Origin of the sequence: Agrobacterium sp. T29 (assembly GCF_006970545.1) — a bacterium.
Lineage (GTDB): Bacteria > Pseudomonadota > Alphaproteobacteria > Rhizobiales > Rhizobiaceae > Agrobacterium > Agrobacterium leguminum.
Map to the genome: position 1 here is coordinate 418,017 of NZ_CP040641.1, position 18,847 is coordinate 436,863.

An 18,847-nucleotide genomic window follows, 5' to 3' on the forward strand; every position below is an offset into this window, starting at 1 on the left:
TCTTTTCCTCCCTTAGATGATTATGCGTTGGCGGATGCGCGCGGAGCCCAGCCCTTGATCCATTCGCCTTCTGCGGCGTCGGACAGGCGGACCGGCTTTCCTTCCCGCACCGAGCGGTAGATGGCGGTGACGAGTTCGATGGACTGCAAGCCATCGTTCACAGTCACTTCCTTGCCGCCGCGTCCTTCCATCGCGTCGGCAATGGCTTCGACAAAACCAGCAAAGCCGTTTTCGCCATCGGCGACCGTTTCCAGAACTGCGTCGATCTGGTCCTGCGTGGTCGGCGCACGGGCGATGAAACGCCATGTGTCTTCGGCCGGGCGATAGGGCAACGTGCCGCTCTCGGCAGTGAAGCCTTCGAAGCAGAAACGCAGGCGGGATGTATCTTCGGCGGCACCGAGCGTCACCGAGCTCGTCGCCAGCGCACCGCTTTTCATGCGGAAGCTGAGCGCCGCGCAGTCTTCGGTTTCGATCTTGTTGACGCGCGTATCGGCCATGGCGAACACTTCATCGACCGGGCCGAGAACGTGGCAGAGAAGATCATGAGCGTGGATGGCGTGGCCGAGGATCGCGCCGCCGCACTCGCCCTTCCACGTACCGCGCCACGGAATGTCGTAATAGCTGGCGCCACGGTTCCAGTGAACTTCCGAACTCGCGACAAAGGCCTTGCCCGCAAGGCCGGCATCGATGAGCGCACGAAGCTGCCGCATCGCATGTCCGAAACGGTACTGGAAGACCGGAAACACGCCACGGCCGGTCTTTTTGACGGAGTCGATCAGCGCATTTGCCTCTTCAAGCGAGCGGACGAGCGGCTTTTCGCAGACCACATCCTTGCCCGCCGCATGCGCTTTCAGCGTCACGGGGAAATGCAGGTGAGGCGGCAGGCAGACGTCGATCAGCTGGATGCTCTCGTCCGCCAGAATCTCATCGAGATCGGTCGTCAGGCGAATGGACGTATCCTCGCCCGCCACGGAGCGCGCGCGCTCCAGATCGAGGTCGCAGATAGCCTTGACGGAGAAGCGCTCCGGCAACGCCTGATAACCCTTCAGATGCAGGGCGCCGATGCCGGCGCCAACGATTGCAACGCCAATCATGCCTTTGCTCCTTCGGCCTTGGCCTGCGCCTGCAGCGACAGGTCGCATACCTTGAACACATGCTCCTGCGTCATCGCCGTTTCGGTGCGGTTGCGGATGTCGTCGCACAGGCGACCGAAATAGGGCAGGCCGGCACCGGAGGCATCGATATATTCGCAGCGGTCGCCATTCACGAGAACGAGGCGGTCGGTGCCTTCTTTGTTGCCGACATCGACATATTTACGCAGTTCGATGTAACCCTCGGTGCCGAGGATCGTGAGGCGGCCGTCGCCCCAGGTCGGCAGCGCATCCGGCGTGTACCAGTCGACGCGGATATAGCCGTGGCCCTTGTCGCCGCGCAGCACGACTTCGCCGAAATCCTGCAGACCCGGATCATCAGGGTTGGCATAGTTGGCAACGGTGGCAGCCACGATCTCCACTTCGGTCGAGCCGGTGAAGAACATAAACTGATCGATCTGATGGCTGGCGATATCGGTGATGATGCCGCCATAAGCTTCACGCTCGAAGAACCACTTCGGACGGATCTGGCGGTTCAGACGATGCGGGCCGAGGCCGACGGTCTGGATCACACGGCCAATCGCACCCTGCGCGACGAGTTCGGCGGCCTTGGTCACGCTCGGAACTTCAAAACGCTCGGAGAAATCGACGGTCCAGATGCGCTTGGTCTTCGCCACGGTCTGACGAAGGCGATCGAGCTGTTCGAATGTGGTGCAGCCCGGCTTGTCGGACATGACATCCTTGCCGGCTTCCATGGCGGCGATGGCGAGATCGGCGCGCTTGGAGGGAATATCGGCGATCAGCACGAGATCGATGCTGCCATCGGCCAGCAAAGCTTCTTTCGAGGCCGCGCGCGGCACATCCGGGAAGCGCTTGACGAAGCCTTCCACCACGTCTGGCTCGCCTTCGGTCCACCAGCCGGCGAATTCCGCGCCGGCATCCAGCATGTTCTGGGCCATGCCGAAAATATGCCGGTGCTCTATGCCGAGAGCGACGAACTTGATTGCTTTAGTCATCCTGCAGTTCCACTTCCTTGCCGGTGTCGGCCGAGTTGATGATCGCGTCGATCAATCTGTGAGACAAAAGAGCCGCTTCACCGGTGACGACCGGGGGGCGCCCTGAGGAAATGGCGTCTGCGAAATCTTCGAAGACGCCCTGATGCCATTCATGCGTGAAAGCCATAGGGTCGGCGCCGCCGCCCGTGCCGGATGCCGCGCCTCCAAAGGTCTCCTGCCGGCCATCGCGCCAGTCGACATGCAGGAGGCCCGAGGCGAGCCGCAGGCTGGCATTGTCGAAATGCAGGACAATCGTTTCCGGAGCACCGGGGAAACTTGCGGTGCTTGCCACCAGCGAGCCAACGGCGCCATTTTTGAAGCGCAGGCCGGCCGCGACATAATCCTCGGTTTCCATGCGATGAAACCGCGTCGTCGCCGCCATGGCCTGAACGCGCGAGACCGGCCCTGCAAGGCTCAGCGCCAGATCGATGGTGTGGATTGCCTGGGAGATCAGAACACCGCCGCCGTCGCGTGCGAGTGTGCCGCGGCCGGGTTCATCATAATAGGATTGCGCGCGCCACCACGGCACGGAAATTTCGCAGAGACCCAGCGCTCCGAGCGTCCCGCCATCCACAAGCTCGCGGGCTTTTTGCGATGCAGCCCGCATGCGGTGCTGGAAGATGATGCCGAGCGTGACGCCGGCGTCACGACAGAGGGCGACAAGGCCGCCGGCTTCCTGCGTGTTACGGGCGACTGGCTTTTCCATCAGAATGTGTTTGCCCGCCTTTGCGAGCTGTCCGACGATATCGATGCGGGCATTCGGCGGCGTTGCGACGATGGCGAAATCGACATCCGCATCGCGTGCGGCTTCCTCCACCGAGGAATAAACGACGACCTCATATCCGGTATGTTTCGACGCTTCGGCGGCCAGCGCGCTGGCGCGGCCGGAGCCGCCATCGACTAAACCCTTCAGGCGAATTTTTTCCGGACTTGCCGCACAGGCGAGCACATGCGTCTTCGCCACCATTCCGGCGCCAACGATGACGCAGGTCTTGATATTTTGCATTTCGGGAGCCTCCTTCCCAATAAGCGATCATTTGCATACCGGTATGCCGGTTGTCAACAGACTTGTGTTCCGGTATACCGGTTATGAAAACGCTGGAGGGTATATGCCGAAAATTCCCGTAACAGGTGGCACCGTGCCGACAATGGAACGACTGGACCTTAACCGTCCAGTCGTGGACCAGATCTATTCTGCGCTGAAATCGGCCATCCTTTCCCGTGAGCTTTTTCCCGGCCAGGCGGTTTCGGAGAACGAAATCGGACAGTTGTTCAATTCCAGTCGAACGCCGGTGCGCGAAGCGCTGAGCCGCCTGCGGGATGACGGCCTGATCGTCACCCTGCCAAGCCGCGGCACCTATGTCTCCAGATTATCGGAAAAGCACATTCGCAGCGCGCAATTCATCCGCGAGGCGCTGGAGGTCGCTGCGGTTTGCAGGCTGTGCCAGATCGGCATAACGGCGGAGGCCGAACAGGAGATCGAACACGCCCTTACCGGCCAGCGCGCAGCCATGCACCGCGGCGACAGAAAAGCTTTTCGTGTGCATGACGACCAGTTCCACAGCGCGCTTGCCGCCGCGACGGGGCTTGAGAGGCTGGAGACGCTGTTGATCCGCGAGAAGGCGGGGCTGGACCGCCTGCGCGCGCTCGCCATCACCGACGAGGCGCATATGGCGCGGCTGCTCTCCGAACATGAAGCGGTTTACGATGCGATCAAGGCCGGGGACGAAGCCCGCGCGACCGATGGTTTGCGCAAGCACCTGAGACGCGTCCTCGGCATTCTTTCGCAGGTTTTCGAGAACCACCAGGACTATTTCGAATAATTCCGCGCCATCATCTTCAACGGTTCGAGCATCATGAATACGGCAACTCCCGAAAAAGCGCTTGCCATGTCGCAGGCGAAACTTCTGTGCGACACGGTGAGCACGCTTGCGGAATCCCCCGTTTGGGATGAGCGGCGACAGGTGCTTTTCTGGTGCGATATACTCGGCAGGACGGTGCGGTCTGCAGCGCTTGAGCCCGGCCTTTATCGCGAATGGGCGTTTCCCCATACGGTCTCGAGTCTCGGTCTCTGTCAGAACGGCGATCTCATCGTCGCCTGCGGCATGGATATCGTCATCCTCGATCCGGAGAGTGGCGAAACACGCCTTCTCCACTCCCTCCCGTCACCGGACGGCATTCCCTGCCGGCTGAATGACGGACGGATCGGCCCCGACGGCGCCTTCTGGGTGGGAACCATGCACAATGTGCCACTCACGGACATGGAGCCCCATGGTGAACTTTGGCGAATCACCGAAAAAAGCGCCGAGCGCATGCAGACTGGCCTCACATGCCCGAACGGCCTCGCCTTTTCCCCGGACGGCTCCATCATGTGGCAGAGCGATTCCGTCCAGAAATGGATACGCAGGCGAAAATTCGACGGCAGGACCGGCACATTCGATGAGGGCGTGCTGGTGGCCCGGATGACGGAAGAGACGGGAAGACCCGATGGCGGCTGTCTCGACAGCAGCGGCACCTATTACAGCGCTGGCGTTTCCGCCGGCCTGTTGAACGTTTTCACACCTGATGGCAAGCATGCGGATGTGATTGCGACTCCTGTGCCGCACCCCACCATGCCGTGCTTCGGAGGACCTGATTTCAGCATCCTTTTCCTGACGTCACACCGACACAACATGTCCGAAGACCGGCTGGCGAAAGCACCATTTTCGGGCGGCGTCTGGGCGATCCCGACACAGACGAAGGGCTTTGCCGCCTTCCGTTTTGGCGAAGGTGGATAGAGCCCGGAAACCGGGCTCAGGTTCCTACTCCTCACGGAAGGCGCGGCTGATCTGGTCGGTCAGCGGTTTGGCGATATAGGACAGCGCCGTCCTTTCGCTGGTCTGAATGAACGCCTCGGCCGGCATGCCCGGCACCAGCGGCGCATTGTTCAGCTTCTGCCGCTCGGAGACCGGCACGGAAATCCGCGCCAGATAATAGGAGAGGCCGCTGCGCTGATCGGTGGTGATATCCGCCGCGATGCGGCTGACATGGCCTTCCAGTTCCGGCGTGACACGCTGATTGAAAGCGGTCATGCGCAGCATCGCCTTTTGCCCCACCTGAAGCTGATCGATATCCTTCGGCACGATCTGCACCTCCAGCGCCAGCTCGTCTCCGTCAGGCACGATGAGCATGATCGGATCCGCCGGCGTCACCACGCCGCCCACGGTGTGCACGGCCATTTCATGCACCATGCCGGATTGCGGCGCGACGATATCGATGCGCTTCAGCTCGTCTTCGGCGGCAACCTTGCGCTCGACGAATTCACCCATCTGCGCCTGTATTTCCCGCAGTTCCCGCCCGACCTCGGTGCGCAATTCCTGGTCGATCTGCAGGATTTGCAGCCTGGTTTCGGTGATGCGTCCTGCCGTCTGCGCCTGATAGGCGATTTTTTCGCCACGCTCGCCGCCGAATGTCGCGGCCTGCGTCTGCAGGCTGTTCAGCCTCTGCACCGAAACGATACCCTGTTCGCGCAGGGATTTCTGCGAGGTGATTTCAGCCTCCAGCACGGCAAGGCCGTTATCATAGGCGACTTCCTGCGCCTTCAGCCCCTCAATCTCATGTTCGAACTGGGTGATGCGTTCGGAAAGCTGCGCTTTGCGCCCTTCGCGATAGGATTTGCGGAATTCGAACAGCTTGGTCTCGCTGCGCATGGCGGAGGCGACATCGGCATCGTCTTTTCGCGCCATCAGCGCCTGTGGAAAAACGAGCTCCGGCAGATCGTCGCGCTCGGCCTCCAGTCTTGCCATGCGCGCATTCAGCTCATCCAGACGCTTGGTCACGATGGCGAGATTGGCGCGGGTCTGGGTCGCATCAAGGCGCATGACCACATCGCCGGCCTTCACCCTGTCGCCCTCATTCACGAGAATTTCGCCAACGACACCGCCGCTCGGGTGCTGCACCTTCTTGCTATAGGAATCCACTACCAGATGGCCGGAGGCGACAACCGCGCCGGCAAGATTGGTCGTCGCAGCCCATCCGCCGACACCGGCCAGCAGCGCTACACCCGCGGCAAGGCCGGCAACAAGATGTTTGCGGATGGAGCGGGACACATGGCTGCGCTGATCAATGTTTGACATCCGCATCTCCTTCCTGGCTGTTCTCTTCACGAACGTCTTCCAGCACCAACGCCTGCGGCTGGGTATTGGCGACGACGCGCAGCGGCGAGATCGTCTGGGCGGATGCGGTAAATCCCTTGGCCGCCTGCGCCTGCGGAACGCGCAGTACCTTCGACAGAACCTCGTCGCGCGGGCCGAAGGCCTTCATCCGCCCCTCTTCCATCATCAGAATGAAATCGACAGCACCGATGGCACTCGGCCGGTGGGCAACGACGACGGCAATGCCGCCCCGCGCCTTGACCGAGGCAATCGCCTTGACCACGGCGGCTTCGCCTTCCGCATCGAGATTGGCGTTGGGTTCGTCCAGCACGACGATGAAAGGATCGCGGTATAGCGCGCGAGCAAGGCCGATGCGCTGGCGCTGCCCGGCGGAAAGCGCCGAACCCGCCTCGCCGATATCGCTGTCATAACCCTTTTCGAAACGCAGGATCAGTTCATGCGCACCCGCAGCCCTGGCCGCCGCGATGATGGCGTCAGGATCGGGATTATCCTCGAAACGGGAGATATTTTCACCGATCGTGCCGTCGAACAGCTCCACGCCCTGCGGCAGATAGCCGATATGGCGACCCAGCGCCTCACGGTCCCATTGCTCGAAACTTGCACCGTCCAGCCGTACTTTTCCGGCCGCCGGCATCCACGCGCCGGTGAGAATGCGCGCGAGCGTGGATTTACCCGAGCCGGAGGGACCGATGACGCCGAGCGCGTTTCCGGCGGTCACGATGAAGCCAAGGCCGGTGACGGTCGGTTTTCTTTCCCCCGGCGGAACGATGGTGACGTTTTCGACCCGCAGTTCCTTTTCAGGCTTCGGCAGGGCCATGGCGGCGGCATTGGCCGGCATCTGTGCAAAAAGCTCCCTCAGCCGCGCCCAGCTCTGCCGGGCGGCCACGAAGGACTTCCAGTTGGAAATGGCGAGATCGACGGGTGCCAGCGCCCTGCCCATCATGATCGAGCTGGCGATCATCACGCCTCCGGAGGCCTCCTGATTGATGACGAGCCACGCGCCGACCGTCAGAATGGCCGATTGCAGCACGACCCGCAAAGACTTTGCGATGTTGCCGAGGCCGCCTGCCACATCGCCCGCCTTGCGATTGGCGGCAAGATAGGCCTCGTTGGAAATTTGCCAGCGTTTTCCGAGCCGGCCGCCAAGCCCCATGGCCTGCACGACTTCGGCATTGCGGCGCGAGGCCTCCAGCTGCCGGTTGCGGGCCATATTCTCGACCATGGTGTCGCGGATCGGCTTCTGCGAGAAGATATTGGTGAGGATCGTGAGGGAGACAAGCAATATCGCGCCGGCAAGCGCCGTCACACCGATCCAGAAATGAAACAGAAAACATATGCCGAGATAAAGCGGCATCCACGGCAGATCGAAAAAGGCCGTCGGCCCGGTGCCGGAGAGAAAACCGCGCACGTTATCGAGATCGCGCAGCGGCTGCAGACCGTCGCCCGGCATGCGGTTGACGAGCGGCAGGCGCACCACCGCATCATGCACCCTGCCGGAATAACGCATGTCGAAATCTTCGCCGATGCGGATCAGAACGCGAGCGCGGATGATATCGAGCAGGCACTGGAAGCCGTAAAGGCCAAGTGCGAGAATGGCGAGCCCGACCAGCGTCGGCAGGCTGCCGCTTGCCAGAACCCGGTCATAAACCTGCAGCATGAAGAGCGGCGACGTGAGCGCGAGTATATTGACCACGCCGCTGACGAGCGCAACGCCTAGAAACGTGCTTTTAAGGGGCGAAACAACCGCCGCAGTGAGGGACTGCGGCGGCGTCTGCTGGTGGTTTTGAAAGCCCACAGCCTGATTTTCCTTTACGCGGCAAGCGCCGATGCGCTGGCGAAAATGAAGTCCGATGCGTCGAGCACATTTGCATCGACGCCATTCAGTGTGACGGAGACGGACGTGTCTGTAGCCGAAAGGATAACGGCATTTCCGTTATCATTATACCACAACAAATCGTCCACCGAAGTTGCGCCCCAAGCGGAGACATCGAGCGTATCCGTGCCGTCCTGATAGCCGTAGGTTCCGGTCGGGCCGGCCTGTACGACATCGTTGCCGCCGGAGAATACGAAGGTGTCTGCGCCGGCAAAACCGGTCAGGGTGTTGGAGGCAGCTGTGTCCTCGATCACCGTGCCGGTGGCGGCAAAGTAATCATAGAAGCCGGCCAGCGAGCCGAAGCGGGCAAGCTGGTAGACGGCGAGATCGAGAAGATCGCGGGCACCGGCGAGCGAATAGGCGCTGTCGGGATCGATCAGCAGTTCCTGCTGGCTGACGGCGATGCCGCTGGTGGACTGGCTGTAGCCGGTGCCCAGAACGATGCTGTCGACCGAACCCGTCAGGTTGCCCTGGGAGTACTGCAGAGCGCCGCTCATGACGATGCCCTTGCCGCCGGTGCTGCCATCGCCCCACGCCTCATAGGTCGTGTTCGGATCGATGGTGGTGGTGGCGAGAGAGCTGGTCTGAGCGTCGTAGAACGCACCATAGGTCGAACCGAAACCGCTCGTCCAACCGTTGAGGTAGCCGATCAGATCGGAGGAAGACTGCGTCAGTTGAATTGTGGTAGCCATAGGTGTACTCCTTTGCTGGCCAATATCGATACCTTCGTCCTGTGGCGAAGGCGTTTCATCTCCGGGACGGGCTGCAACCCAGCCCGGAGAATTTCTTCCACGGTTCAGAACTTCACGTTCATCGTCGCGATAAAGGTGCGGCCGGGCGCCGTGTAGGCGCTTGCCGCCGGAATGTATTTGCGGTCCGTCAGGTTATTGACGGCGAAGCGAAGCGTGGCCTTGTCGTTGAAGGCATAGGAACCGTAGAGATCCACCGTCGTGTAGGGATCGGTCACCTCCCGCAGATTGCCCTCCGTATCCAGCGTGCGCGACTGTGTCGGCGTAACGTGGTTGAGCCTTGCGCCCAGCGAGAATTTTTCATCGAAGAAACGCATGCCGCCATCGAGCGTCAGCTTCACCTTGGGCGCGACGTCGCCCGGCCAGGCAACGATTTCGCCCGTTGTGGTGGTCGTGCCGTTGGAAAAAACCTGTGTCTTTTCAGGCCATTCTGTTTTCAGAAATGTTGCCGAGCCGCCGATCCAGAAACTGCGTGCATCGTAATTGCCCTCGAATTCAAGCCCGCGCATATAGGTCGTGCCGTCCAGATTGACGAAGCTGGTATAGGTACGGTCGAGAACCTGATCCGTAACGAGATAACCGAGCGCGATATAGTCCTTCACCTCGCGGCGAAAGGCAGCCATTTTGATGCGAATGGAATCGTCGTCCAGCAGCACGCCGTCGAAGCTCATATTCGCGCCGATTTCATAGGTCGTCGCCTTTTCGGCACGCAGGGCCTGGTTCGGAGCGTATTCGTATCCAGCGCTGTCGCCCGGACGCGCACCGGCGAAAAATGCCTCGAGAATTGTCGGCGGACGCAGGCTCTGGGAATAGCTCACATAGGGGCGGAACCAGTCGACGGGTTTCAGTTCGATGGTGGCGGAGGGTAGCCAGGCGCTATAGGTGCGATCGATATCGACATTGTGCTCAGGGTACTCGGTGACGGGTGTATTGGTGGTTGTACCGGTGCCCGGCATGCAGTTGGCCGAGGTCGTGGGCCAGACGCGCGCAAGATAGAGGGCATAACGCGCCGCCCAGCTCGGGTTGGCGGGGGCGAAGACCTGATTGAAATAATCGAGAGCCGTATAGTGATTGCGGATCGCATCGCAGGGTACGGTCGTGGTCACCGTGTAATCGCGAACGCTATAATAGGTCGCTGATCCCTTGAGACGCGACCAGTCGTAACGCACGCCGCCACTCAGCGTGATCCAATCGGCCGGCTCAAGCTCGCCATTCAGGAACAGGCTGGCGACATCGCGCCGCCCGGCAGGGCTGAATGACGTGTAGCTGCTGGCGAAGGAGGGATTTTCCGCGATTTTGGCGCTTGTTGCGACGGATGTGGCGATGTCCCGGAAAGCTTCGGCCCCATAGTTCAGACTGAGCGCACCCGCCACCGTGTCAAAGCGGCTGGTATTTTCCAGGCTGCCACCGAAGCTGCGCAGACCCATATCGAGGTTTGTCTCCACCGCATATTTGCGCGCCGCACGCAGTTCATGCGTCATATTATCGTTGAGCCACAGCGACGACTTGAAGTCGATGAGTTCGCTCTCCGGGTCCCAGTCCAGCTTCGCAACGACGCTGTCGTTTCGCACGCTTTCCCGGTCGATCACCTCAGATGCGCCCTGAACGAAATCATTCTCCTGATGCATCCAGGAAAGTGAGGCCTTCACGTCGCCGAAGTCGCCTTCTCCCTTGAAGAAGGTCGACCAGCCGTCGCGACCGAGCAAGTCCTTCATTGTCAGCGCGGTGCTGCGGGCCTCGCCTTTTGTGCCGACCTTGTATTCATCCATGATCGTGCGGCTGTAGCCGGCGACGAAGGAGAGAGGACCATCCGGTGAGCGAACGGCGCCGAGAACCGAACCCTGAAAATCATAACCATTGGTGCCGCGGGAAATATTCACTTCCCCGCCCTTGTTTTCACCCTCGGCAATCAGATCGTCGGCGCTGACGGTTCGGAACTCGACCTTGCCGCCCAGAGAGCCGGCATTGCCTGAGCGCGCATTGGTTATTTTCTCGATCTCGACGGCACGGATGAAAGCGACATCCACATAACCCTGCCCGGCGCTTGCGGTGTAGCTCGTGGCGCCGCCGAAGGCCGCACCACGCTGCGCATTCTGCCGCGCCCCGTCGATGGAGACGACCACGCGGCCGCTTTCCTGCAAACCGCGCACATTCGGCGAAACGGTTGGGAAGCTGCCATTGCCCTCGCCGGCATAAACACCGGAAACCCGGTTGAAAACATCGCGCGTGTTGCGCACCCCGGCCGACTGGATCGCCTCACGGCCGACCACGCTGACACTGGCGGGCGTTTCATACACCCAGTCGGGTGTCCCCTGATAACCGGAACCGGCAATAGAGTTGCGCCCGGTCTTGCCGGTCAGGGTAATGGTTTCCAGAACCGTCGTACCCTCCGCGGCGGAAAGATCGACGGTCGATTGCCCCGTGCCGATGACGACGGTTCTGCCATTGCCGGCGATACGGAAATTGACGCCCGTTCCCGCCAGCAACCGTGACAGCGCCTCCCGCACCGTGAAACTGCCGGTGACGGCATTGGTGCGCACATTTCCGGCCGCCGGCGTGGCAAGCGTGACCTGAAGGCCGGATTGCCGCCCGAAAGCACCCACGACCGATGACAGCGACTGGGCGGGAATATTGAACGGCCGCGTCGCCCCCTGCTCGCCGCCTGGACGCAGGGAATTGGCGGTGTCAGCTCCGGTCTGGGCCAGAGCGGGCGTCGCGAATGAAACGACGACCGCCGTTGTCGCCAGCAGAACGGCCCTGCGAGCCTGCTTTGCTGCTTTTTCCCCTGAACCGGTCTTGCATGTCTGGAGGCGCATATTGCTTTTGTCTTCCTGTCTTTCGCTCCGGATATATCTTGACCGGATTACTCAACAAAAAGACGATTGCCTCGTCGATTTTTTTCAGGCTTTCGGAAGAAATTTTATAAATTACTGAAAATAAATATGATTTTTTGTTTCGGACTGTTTCAGAAGCGGGTGATGATGCGGGCGCTGCCTCCAATCGCATGCACCTTGCCCTTGTAGGGTTCCACCAGGGCTTCCAGCGCGCGATCCGGATCGCGCAGATCGTAAAATCCTGTCACCCTCTGCTCGGCAAGCCGCTTGTCGGCCATGGTCAGCCATGCCGGATGGTAGCGCTGGATCTGTTCCACGACCGAGCCTATCGTCGCATCGACCACATAGAGTTCACCATTGCGCCAGCCGCCAATATCCTCGACGGAAACAGTCTCTTTGCGGATCGCGCCGGAAGCGTCGACAATCAGCATCTCGCCCGGCACCAGCCGCGTTGGCGGCGCATTGCGGAAAGACGCCTCCACGGAACCGTGCGCCAGCGCCACCTGGGTTACGCCATCCGTCAGGTCGACGTCGAAAGCCGTGCCCAACACCTGAACGGTCACGTTTTTTGCCTCCACGACGAAGGGACGCGTTTTGTCCGGCACGACGTCGAAAAAGGCTTCCCCCTTCAGCACCGTCACATTGCGACGGCCATTCGTGAAATCCGTTGAAAGCGCGCTCGCGGCGGCAAGCTGCACTTTGCTGCCGTCTTCGAGGGTGATCGTGCGGCTTTCGGCGGTGGTGGTCTGATAGTCCGCCTCCAGGCGAACGAAAAATGCCGGAACGAACAATACGGCAAGACAGAGGGACGCAGCCGCCACGGCCGCGCCGGCATAGTGCCGCACGGACCAGCGCCGCCGCTGCGGCTTTGTCGCGGCCTTGCCGGACAGATGCGGCGCATCTTCCCAGAGGTTCTTAAATTCCGGCTCCACCAGGCCGAGATTGCGCCACGTCTTGCATGTTCGTTCCCAGGCGAGGCGGTTTGCCGGCGCTGCCGCCAGCCAATGCTCGAATTCCGCCTTCAGCCGAGGTTCCGCCGAGCCAGACTGCAAGCGCAGCAGCCAGTCGGCCGCCTCTTCCGCCTTACCGGCCGGCAATTCAATTTTTTTCTCTGGATCAATGGTCATTGAACCGGGCCAGTTCCTTTGCGGGGCGGAGGAGAAGCGTCGTCTTCTGCATTGCTATAAAGACGTTTAAGGAAGAGATTTTTTTCACAGGGCGGGACAATCGGGACTATTTTACTTCATTTCTTTGGTAATCGCGGCAATGCTGCCCTTGATCAGACGATGTGCGCTGGCCACGGACACGCCAAGGTGACGCGCAATCTCCTCCATATTGTAACCACCGAATCTGTGCATTTCCAATGCCACCCTTGCCTGAACCGGCAGGCCGGCCAAAATAGTCCGCATCTGCCGGACCTCGTCGCAGAAAAGGGCATGCTCCTCCGGCGTACCATTGTCCTGCGGCACGCCCCAGAACGGCGTATCGTCCGGCCGTTCCCGAAGGTCCTGGCGGCTGCGCCGGCGATTGTCGAGCGCAAGATTGCGAACAATGCGGAAGAGATAGGATTTGAGATTGGAAGGATTGCCGGAGGCCTCGGGAACGAATTTCAGGAAGGCTTCCTGAACCACGTCCTCCGCATCCGCCCGCGACCCCAGAATGAGGGTGGCGTATTTGATCAGGTCGACCCTATGCGCGACGTAAGCGTTATAACGCTTGTCATCTTCCCGTATGCCCATGTCTCAACCGAGAGAAATTTCAAGGATCAACGAAACCTGCCGGACCGCCGAATGGCCGCGCAGTTTTGCCGTTCAAAGCTCTAGCACCCAAACCGTGGATCGAACAGATATTTCATGACTATTGTCATCAAGAATTTGTGCAGCCCGCATCGAGCGGACCCGGCAGCGAAAGCGGCCGGTTCTTGACCTGTCAGATGGCCCCGTCGACGATGACCATGGGTCTGCCCTGCGAGCAGGGCTCTATACGGGCATCGATGCGATAGATATCGCGCAGCATCTCCGGGGTTATCACCGCCTCCGTGCTACCGCTCACCACCATTTCGCCACGCGCGATAACCATCGTATTGGCGCAATAACGAAGTGCATGGTTGAGGTCATGCAGGGCGATCAGCACGATCATGCCGGTCTTCTGCGCCAGATCGGTGACGAAACCCAGAACCTCGATCTGCCGGTGAAGATCGAGCGCGGAGGTCGGCTCGTCCATCAGCAGCACTTCCGGCTTGCGCGCCAGCGCCTGCGCCAGCGAAACAAGCTGCCGCTGACCGCCGGACAATTCGCCAAGCCCGCGGAAAGCAAGGTCATGGATTTTCAGCGCCTTGAGAATGGCGTCGATCTCGAAAAGCTCATCGTCATGGACCCGCCAGCCGCCGCCCTGCTTGGCGGAAAGAAGCACGGATTCATAGACAGTCAGAACGGCATTGGCGCCGGTATCCTGCGGCATGTAGCAGATGGCGCGGTTGCCGCGAGCCGTATCGGAAAGCTCGACCAGTCCGGGACCGGAAATCAGGCTGGCGATGCGCTTGAAAAGCGTCGACTTGCCGGCGGCATTCGGGCCGATCACCGCCGTCACACTGCCGCTTTCCAGCGTATCGATGCCAACCTTGGAGAGAACCGTGATGCGCCCATAGGCGGCGCCGACATCTTTCAGTGCGAGCGCTACCATGCGCGCCTCCTGTTGCCGAAAATAAGCGCGAAGAAGAACGGAACGCCGACGAGCGCCGTGATGACGCCGATCGGCAGAATAGCGCCGGGAATGAGAATCTTGCTGATGACCGAGGTTGCCGACAGAAGCAGCGCGCCGCAGATCACCGAGCCGGGCAGGAAGAAACGCTGGTCCTCACCCACCACCATGCGGGCGATGTGCGGACCGACCAGCCCGACGAAACCGATTGTGCCGACAAAGGAAACCGGGATGGCCGCCAGCAGGCTGACCGTCAGCATGGTCGTCAACCGCAGCCGCCGGACATTGATGCCCATGCTAGCCGCCTTGTCATCGCCGAGCCTCAGCGCCGTCAGCGCCCAGGCATTACGCATGAACAACGGCACAGTGACGAGGAGGATGGCGGCGGTAATATAGACCTTGTCCCAGGTCGCCTTCGTCAGGCTGCCCATGGTCCAGAAAACCACGGCGGCAAGCGCCTGTTCGGAGGCGAGATATTCGAGCAGCGACAACGCCGCATTGAAGGTGAACACCAGCGCGATGCCGAGCAGCACGATGGTTTCGACCGTCACCCCGCGAAGCGTCGAGGCGAAATGGATGAAGAGAGCAGCGACCATGGCCATGATGAAGGCATTGATCGGCACCATGTAATGCACGGCGCCCGGAAAGATCGCCACGCCGCCAACCAGCGCCAGCGCCGCACCGAAGCTTGCCGCAGCCGAAATGCCGAGCGTGAAGGGGCTGGCGAGCGGGTTCGACAGGATGGTCTGCATCTGCGCACCCGCAACCGAAAGCGACGCTCCGACGGTCACCGCCATCAGCGCGATCGGCATGCGAATATCCCAGATCACCACCCGAAGCTGGTTTCCGACGGCTGCCGGATCGGCAATCGTCGCCAGAACCTCGGAGAGCGTATAGCGCGCTGGACCGAGCGCCATATCGGCGGCCATGCTGAAACACAGCGCGATAAAAAGCCCGAAGAGGATGATTATCCTGCGCGCGGCAAGGGCGCGATATTGATCGCGCCCACTGATGCCAACCGCGCTTTCATTCAGCGAACTCATTGGTTCAAACCTTTTTCGAGCGAGGCGAAATAGCCCGGCTTGTAGGTGACGGGCAGGAATTTGCGGTGAAATTCCTCAAAATTCTTTTCCGGATCGAGATCGGCGAAGAGATCGGGATGAAACCACTTGGCGAATTGCTGGATCGGGAAGAATTCGTAGGGCGCGCCATAGAACTGGTGCCAGACGGCATGGACATTGCCTTGCTTCACGGCCTTCAGTTCCGGAAACGGCGTGCGCTTCATCAGATTGGCCAGTCGCTCACGGGAAAGAGCCATATCCGCCCCGCGTCCGACCGGAACGAACTGGTTGATGTCGGATTCGGCAGCCCAGTTGGAACCGGTGACGATGACGTGGTCCGGATCGGCAACGACGAGCTGTTCGGGATTGAGATCGCCGAAGGTCGTCTTGATGATGCCGTCGGCAATGTTGTGGCCGCCGGCGAGATCGACCATCGCGCCGAAATTGACCGGTCCGAAAGTGCGGCAGCAATTGTTTTCGCCGGAGATGCCGGGCGCGCGTTCAATGAAGACGTTCGGGCGCTTCAGGTCCTTGACGCTGGCGAGCCGGTCGGTCACGCGAGCGATTTCGGCGCGGCGATAGGCGATGAACTCCTTCGCGCGCTCTTCGGCGCCGAAGAGTTTGCCGAGAATTTCGACCGAGGCTTCGCTGTTCTTTTCAGGATCGATACGGAAATCGAGATAGATGATCTTGATGCCGGCGGCGGCGGCCTTTTCTTCGAAACCGCTCTCCTTGGCGGATTTCTCCGCTTCCAGATTGAGGGTGATCACATCGGGTGAAAGGGTGATGGCCGTTTCCAGGCTGAAATCGCCCTGCGGCACATAACCGAAGCGCGGCAGTTTCTCGATCTGCGGAAAACGCTCGACATAAGCGGTGTAGCTGTCGGGGTCCTTCTTGAGAAGATCGTCACGCCAGCCGACGATGGTGTCAAAGGTCTTGTCGCCCTTGAGCGCGGCAATGACATGCACCTGGCGCGCCTCACCGACGATGACGCGTCTGGCCGGCAAATCCAGCTCGACTTTACGTCCAGTGACATCGGTAATCTCAGCCGCCAGAACCGGCACGGCGAGAAGGGAGAAAGCCAGCACCGCGAGATGCCTGAGAGCATTGAGCCGCATGAGCAGTCCTCATTGAGTTCCAAAACAAAGCGATAAAGCCGCATGGCTGCGGCTTTATCCATCGGTCGGACGGCGCTCCCCTTCACCGTCCCTTTATTACCTGGCGTCCTTCAGCGAAACGAAGTAGCCGGGCTTGTAGTCGAGCGGCAGGAAGCGGGCATGCAGTTCCTTGAAGGTCGCCTCGGGGTCGAGGTCCTTGAAGAGGTCCGGATGCAGCCACTTGGCGATTTCCTGAACGGCCACGAACTGATAGGGATTGTTGTAGAACTGATGCCAGATGGCGTGGACATTACCGTCCTTCACCGCCTGCACGCCGGTGAAAGCCGGGCGCTTGGTCAGGTTTTCAAGCTTGCGATGGGCTTCCTTCAGATCCGCGCCATAACCGACGCCGACCCAGTTGCCGCCCGGAACATAACCGTTCCAGTTGCCGCCGGTGATGATGATCTGCTCCGGGTTGGAGGCAATGATCTGTTCCGGATTGACGGTGCCGAAGGTGCCGGGAATGATGTCCTTGGCCATGTTAACGCCGCCGGCAAGCTCCACCATCTTGCCGAAGTTCTCGTTGCCGAAGGACATGCAGCAATCGTCGGAGTAACCGCCGGCGCGCTCCATGAACACGACGGGCTTCTTCGGATTGGCCTTTTCGAGCGTATCGGTAACCTTGGCGATGGAGTCGGCGCGGAACTTGATGAAGTCCTCGGCGATCTTTTCCTTGCCCGTCAGCTGGCCCATGAGGCGCATGCTCGGCTCGGTATTTTCCATCGGCTTTTCACGGAAATCGACGTAAACCAGCGGAATGCCGACCTTGGCGAGCTTTTCGATATAGCCCGCTTCTTCGGTCGCCGTCTTGGCGTCGATATTCATCAGGATCACGTCAGGCTTCAGGGCGACAGCCTGCTCTATGTCGAAAGTGCCGTCCTTCATGCCGCCGAAAGTCGGCAGCTTGGCGATTTCCGGATACTTGGCGAGATAGGCCGCATAGGTTTCCGGGTCGGCTTTCGTCAGATCGTCGCGCCAGCCAACCACGTGCTGGAAAGGGTTTTCCTTGTCGAGCGCAGCCAGGAAATAAATCTGGCGACCTTCACCGAGGATGACGTGCGATACCGGCACATTCACCTCGACATCGCGGCCCGTCACATCCTTGACGGTGACCTTTTCGGCGAATGCCGGCCATGCGGCGGATACGAGAAGGCCAAGGGCAAGTGCCGCAGATTTGGCTGAGATGCGCATCGGATATTGCTCTCCAGTGTTGACTGGCGCGGCTGTATTATTTTCTGACTATACTAGTCAACATTTATGTTTTAGAGCCATTCTTAACTGACCGGTACATGAGTTGAAGACCGATGATCGACACAATCCAATATGGCAAAAACGACAGTCTGAGAGACGAAATCAAATCCTATTGGTCCGGCCGCGCCGCGACTTTCGACCTTTCCCCCGGGCATGAAATTTTCTCCGAAGACGAGCGCGAGGCCTGGCACGCGCTTATCCTGAAACATCTCGGCCGCGGAGAGGGCCGCAGGGCGCTCGATCTTGCCAGCGGCACCGGCGTCATCTCGCACCTGATGGACGATCTCGGTTTTCAGGTCACGGGCATGGACTGGTCGGAAACCATGCTGGCGCTTGCCCGTGAAAAAGCGAAAAGCCGTGGCCGCAGCATCCGCTTTTTCGTCGGCGATGCCGAAAACACGATGGAGCCGGATGAAAGCGCCGATGTCATCATCACCCGTCATCTGGTCTGGACGCTGGTGGACCCACAGGCAAGCTTTGCCGAATGGTTCCGCGTTCTAAAACCGGGCGGACGGCTTCTGATCGTCGACGGCGATTTTGTGAATACCGGCTGGCGCGAAAAACTGGTGAAGAAACTGGCGGCCGGTCTGGAAAGCATCGGCCTCGTCAAAGCGGACCAGCCGCACAAGCCGGCGGACCCGGAAAACACATTCAACAGCATTCTTTCCCGCGTTTATTTTTCGAAGGGCGCAAGGGCCGGCGATGTCGCGGCGCTGTTGCGTGCGACCGGCTTCGAACCTGTCGCAATCGATCAGGAGCTTCAGGCCATTCACCGCGCCCAGGCGAAAAATTTCAGCCTGCTGAAAGGCATTCTGCGCGGGCTGCAGCATCGTTACGCCGTGTGCGCGGTGAAGCCGGGAGGCTACTCCGTCACCCCGGACTAGATCCGGAGGCCAGTGCGATCAAATAATTGATCGCAAAA

The 18,847-nt window shown here is 60.3% G+C and carries 16 protein-coding genes; 3 read left to right on the forward strand and 13 right to left on the reverse strand.

Annotated elements, in window-relative coordinates; all coding sequences use genetic code 11:
• Positions 1–20: 20 nt before the first annotated feature.
• Genes FGF54_RS16865 through FGF54_RS16875 form a run of 3 tightly spaced genes read right to left on the reverse strand, consistent with a single transcriptional unit; the run spans position 21 to position 3,152 of the window.
• Positions 21–1,094 (reverse strand): Gfo/Idh/MocA family protein, encoded by a 1,074-nt coding sequence (locus FGF54_RS16865; protein ID WP_059753305.1) that lies wholly within the window; start codon positions 1,092–1,094, stop codon positions 21–23.
• Positions 1,091–2,107 (reverse strand): Gfo/Idh/MocA family protein, encoded by a 1,017-nt coding sequence (locus FGF54_RS16870; protein WP_142780493.1) that lies wholly within the window; start codon positions 2,105–2,107, stop codon positions 1,091–1,093. Before FGF54_RS16870 ends, FGF54_RS16865 begins: the two co-directional genes overlap by 4 nt.
• Positions 2,100–3,152 carry a Gfo/Idh/MocA family protein gene (locus tag FGF54_RS16875; RefSeq protein WP_142780494.1) on the reverse strand — a complete coding sequence of 351 codons (1,053 nt, stop codon included), beginning with the start codon at positions 3,150–3,152 and terminating at the stop codon, positions 2,100–2,102. Before FGF54_RS16875 ends, FGF54_RS16870 begins: the two co-directional genes overlap by 8 nt.
• A gap of 103 nt (positions 3,153–3,255) precedes the next feature.
• On the opposite strand from FGF54_RS16875, the gene FGF54_RS16880 reads away from it, so the two are divergent.
• Positions 3,256–3,969, forward strand: a complete 714-nt coding sequence (locus FGF54_RS16880) for a GntR family transcriptional regulator (protein WP_035240481.1) — start codon at positions 3,256–3,258, stop codon at positions 3,967–3,969.
• 33 nt (positions 3,970–4,002) lie between these two features.
• A complete protein-coding gene (locus FGF54_RS16885) occupies positions 4,003–4,923 on the forward strand; it encodes an SMP-30/gluconolactonase/LRE family protein (RefSeq protein ID WP_168208167.1) in 921 nt (306 codons plus the stop codon).
• A gap of 24 nt (positions 4,924–4,947) precedes the next feature.
• On the opposite strand, the gene FGF54_RS16890 is transcribed toward FGF54_RS16885, so the two are convergent.
• From FGF54_RS16890 to FGF54_RS16935, 10 genes are all read right to left on the reverse strand, one after another.
• Positions 4,948–6,261, reverse strand: a complete 1,314-nt coding sequence (locus FGF54_RS16890) for an HlyD family type I secretion periplasmic adaptor subunit (RefSeq protein WP_059753316.1) — start codon at positions 6,259–6,261, stop codon at positions 4,948–4,950.
• Positions 6,248–8,095, reverse strand: coding sequence for a type I secretion system permease/ATPase (locus FGF54_RS16895; RefSeq protein WP_142780495.1), 1,848 nt, complete (start codon positions 8,093–8,095; stop codon positions 6,248–6,250). The genes FGF54_RS16890 and FGF54_RS16895 overlap by 14 nt, the downstream gene beginning before the upstream one ends.
• A gap of 14 nt (positions 8,096–8,109) precedes the next feature.
• Positions 8,110–8,865 (reverse strand): hypothetical protein, encoded by a 756-nt coding sequence (locus FGF54_RS16900; RefSeq protein WP_003524629.1) that lies wholly within the window; start codon positions 8,863–8,865, stop codon positions 8,110–8,112.
• 104 nt (positions 8,866–8,969) lie between these two features.
• Positions 8,970–11,738, reverse strand: coding sequence for a TonB-dependent receptor (locus tag FGF54_RS16905; RefSeq protein ID WP_142780496.1), 2,769 nt, complete (start codon positions 11,736–11,738; stop codon positions 8,970–8,972).
• Between the two features lie 149 nt (positions 11,739–11,887).
• Positions 11,888–12,883, reverse strand: coding sequence for a FecR family protein (locus FGF54_RS16910; RefSeq protein WP_142780497.1), 996 nt, complete (start codon positions 12,881–12,883; stop codon positions 11,888–11,890).
• A 111-nt stretch (positions 12,884–12,994) separates the two neighbouring features.
• Positions 12,995–13,495: an RNA polymerase sigma factor gene (locus tag FGF54_RS16915; protein ID WP_003524633.1), complete on the reverse strand. Its 501-nt coding sequence runs from the start codon at positions 13,493–13,495 to the stop codon at positions 12,995–12,997.
• 190 nt (positions 13,496–13,685) lie between these two features.
• Entirely contained in the window at positions 13,686–14,438 is a 753-nt protein-coding gene (locus FGF54_RS16920; RefSeq protein WP_003524635.1) for an ABC transporter ATP-binding protein, read from the reverse strand.
• Positions 14,432–15,499, reverse strand: coding sequence for an iron ABC transporter permease (locus FGF54_RS16925; protein WP_020813248.1), 1,068 nt, complete (start codon positions 15,497–15,499; stop codon positions 14,432–14,434). The genes FGF54_RS16920 and FGF54_RS16925 overlap by 7 nt, the downstream gene beginning before the upstream one ends.
• Positions 15,496–16,635: an ABC transporter substrate-binding protein gene (locus FGF54_RS16930; RefSeq protein ID WP_059753331.1), complete on the reverse strand. Its 1,140-nt coding sequence runs from the start codon at positions 16,633–16,635 to the stop codon at positions 15,496–15,498. Before FGF54_RS16930 ends, FGF54_RS16925 begins: the two co-directional genes overlap by 4 nt.
• A 96-nt stretch (positions 16,636–16,731) precedes the next feature.
• Positions 16,732–17,865, reverse strand: a complete 1,134-nt coding sequence (locus tag FGF54_RS16935; RefSeq protein ID WP_035262089.1) for an ABC transporter substrate-binding protein — start codon at positions 17,863–17,865, stop codon at positions 16,732–16,734.
• Between the two features lie 113 nt (positions 17,866–17,978).
• Between FGF54_RS16935 and FGF54_RS16940 the strand changes: the two genes are divergently transcribed.
• Positions 17,979–18,809, forward strand: coding sequence for a class I SAM-dependent methyltransferase (locus tag FGF54_RS16940; protein ID WP_142780498.1), 831 nt, complete (start codon positions 17,979–17,981; stop codon positions 18,807–18,809).
• The last annotated feature ends 38 nt before the right edge of the window (positions 18,810–18,847 follow it).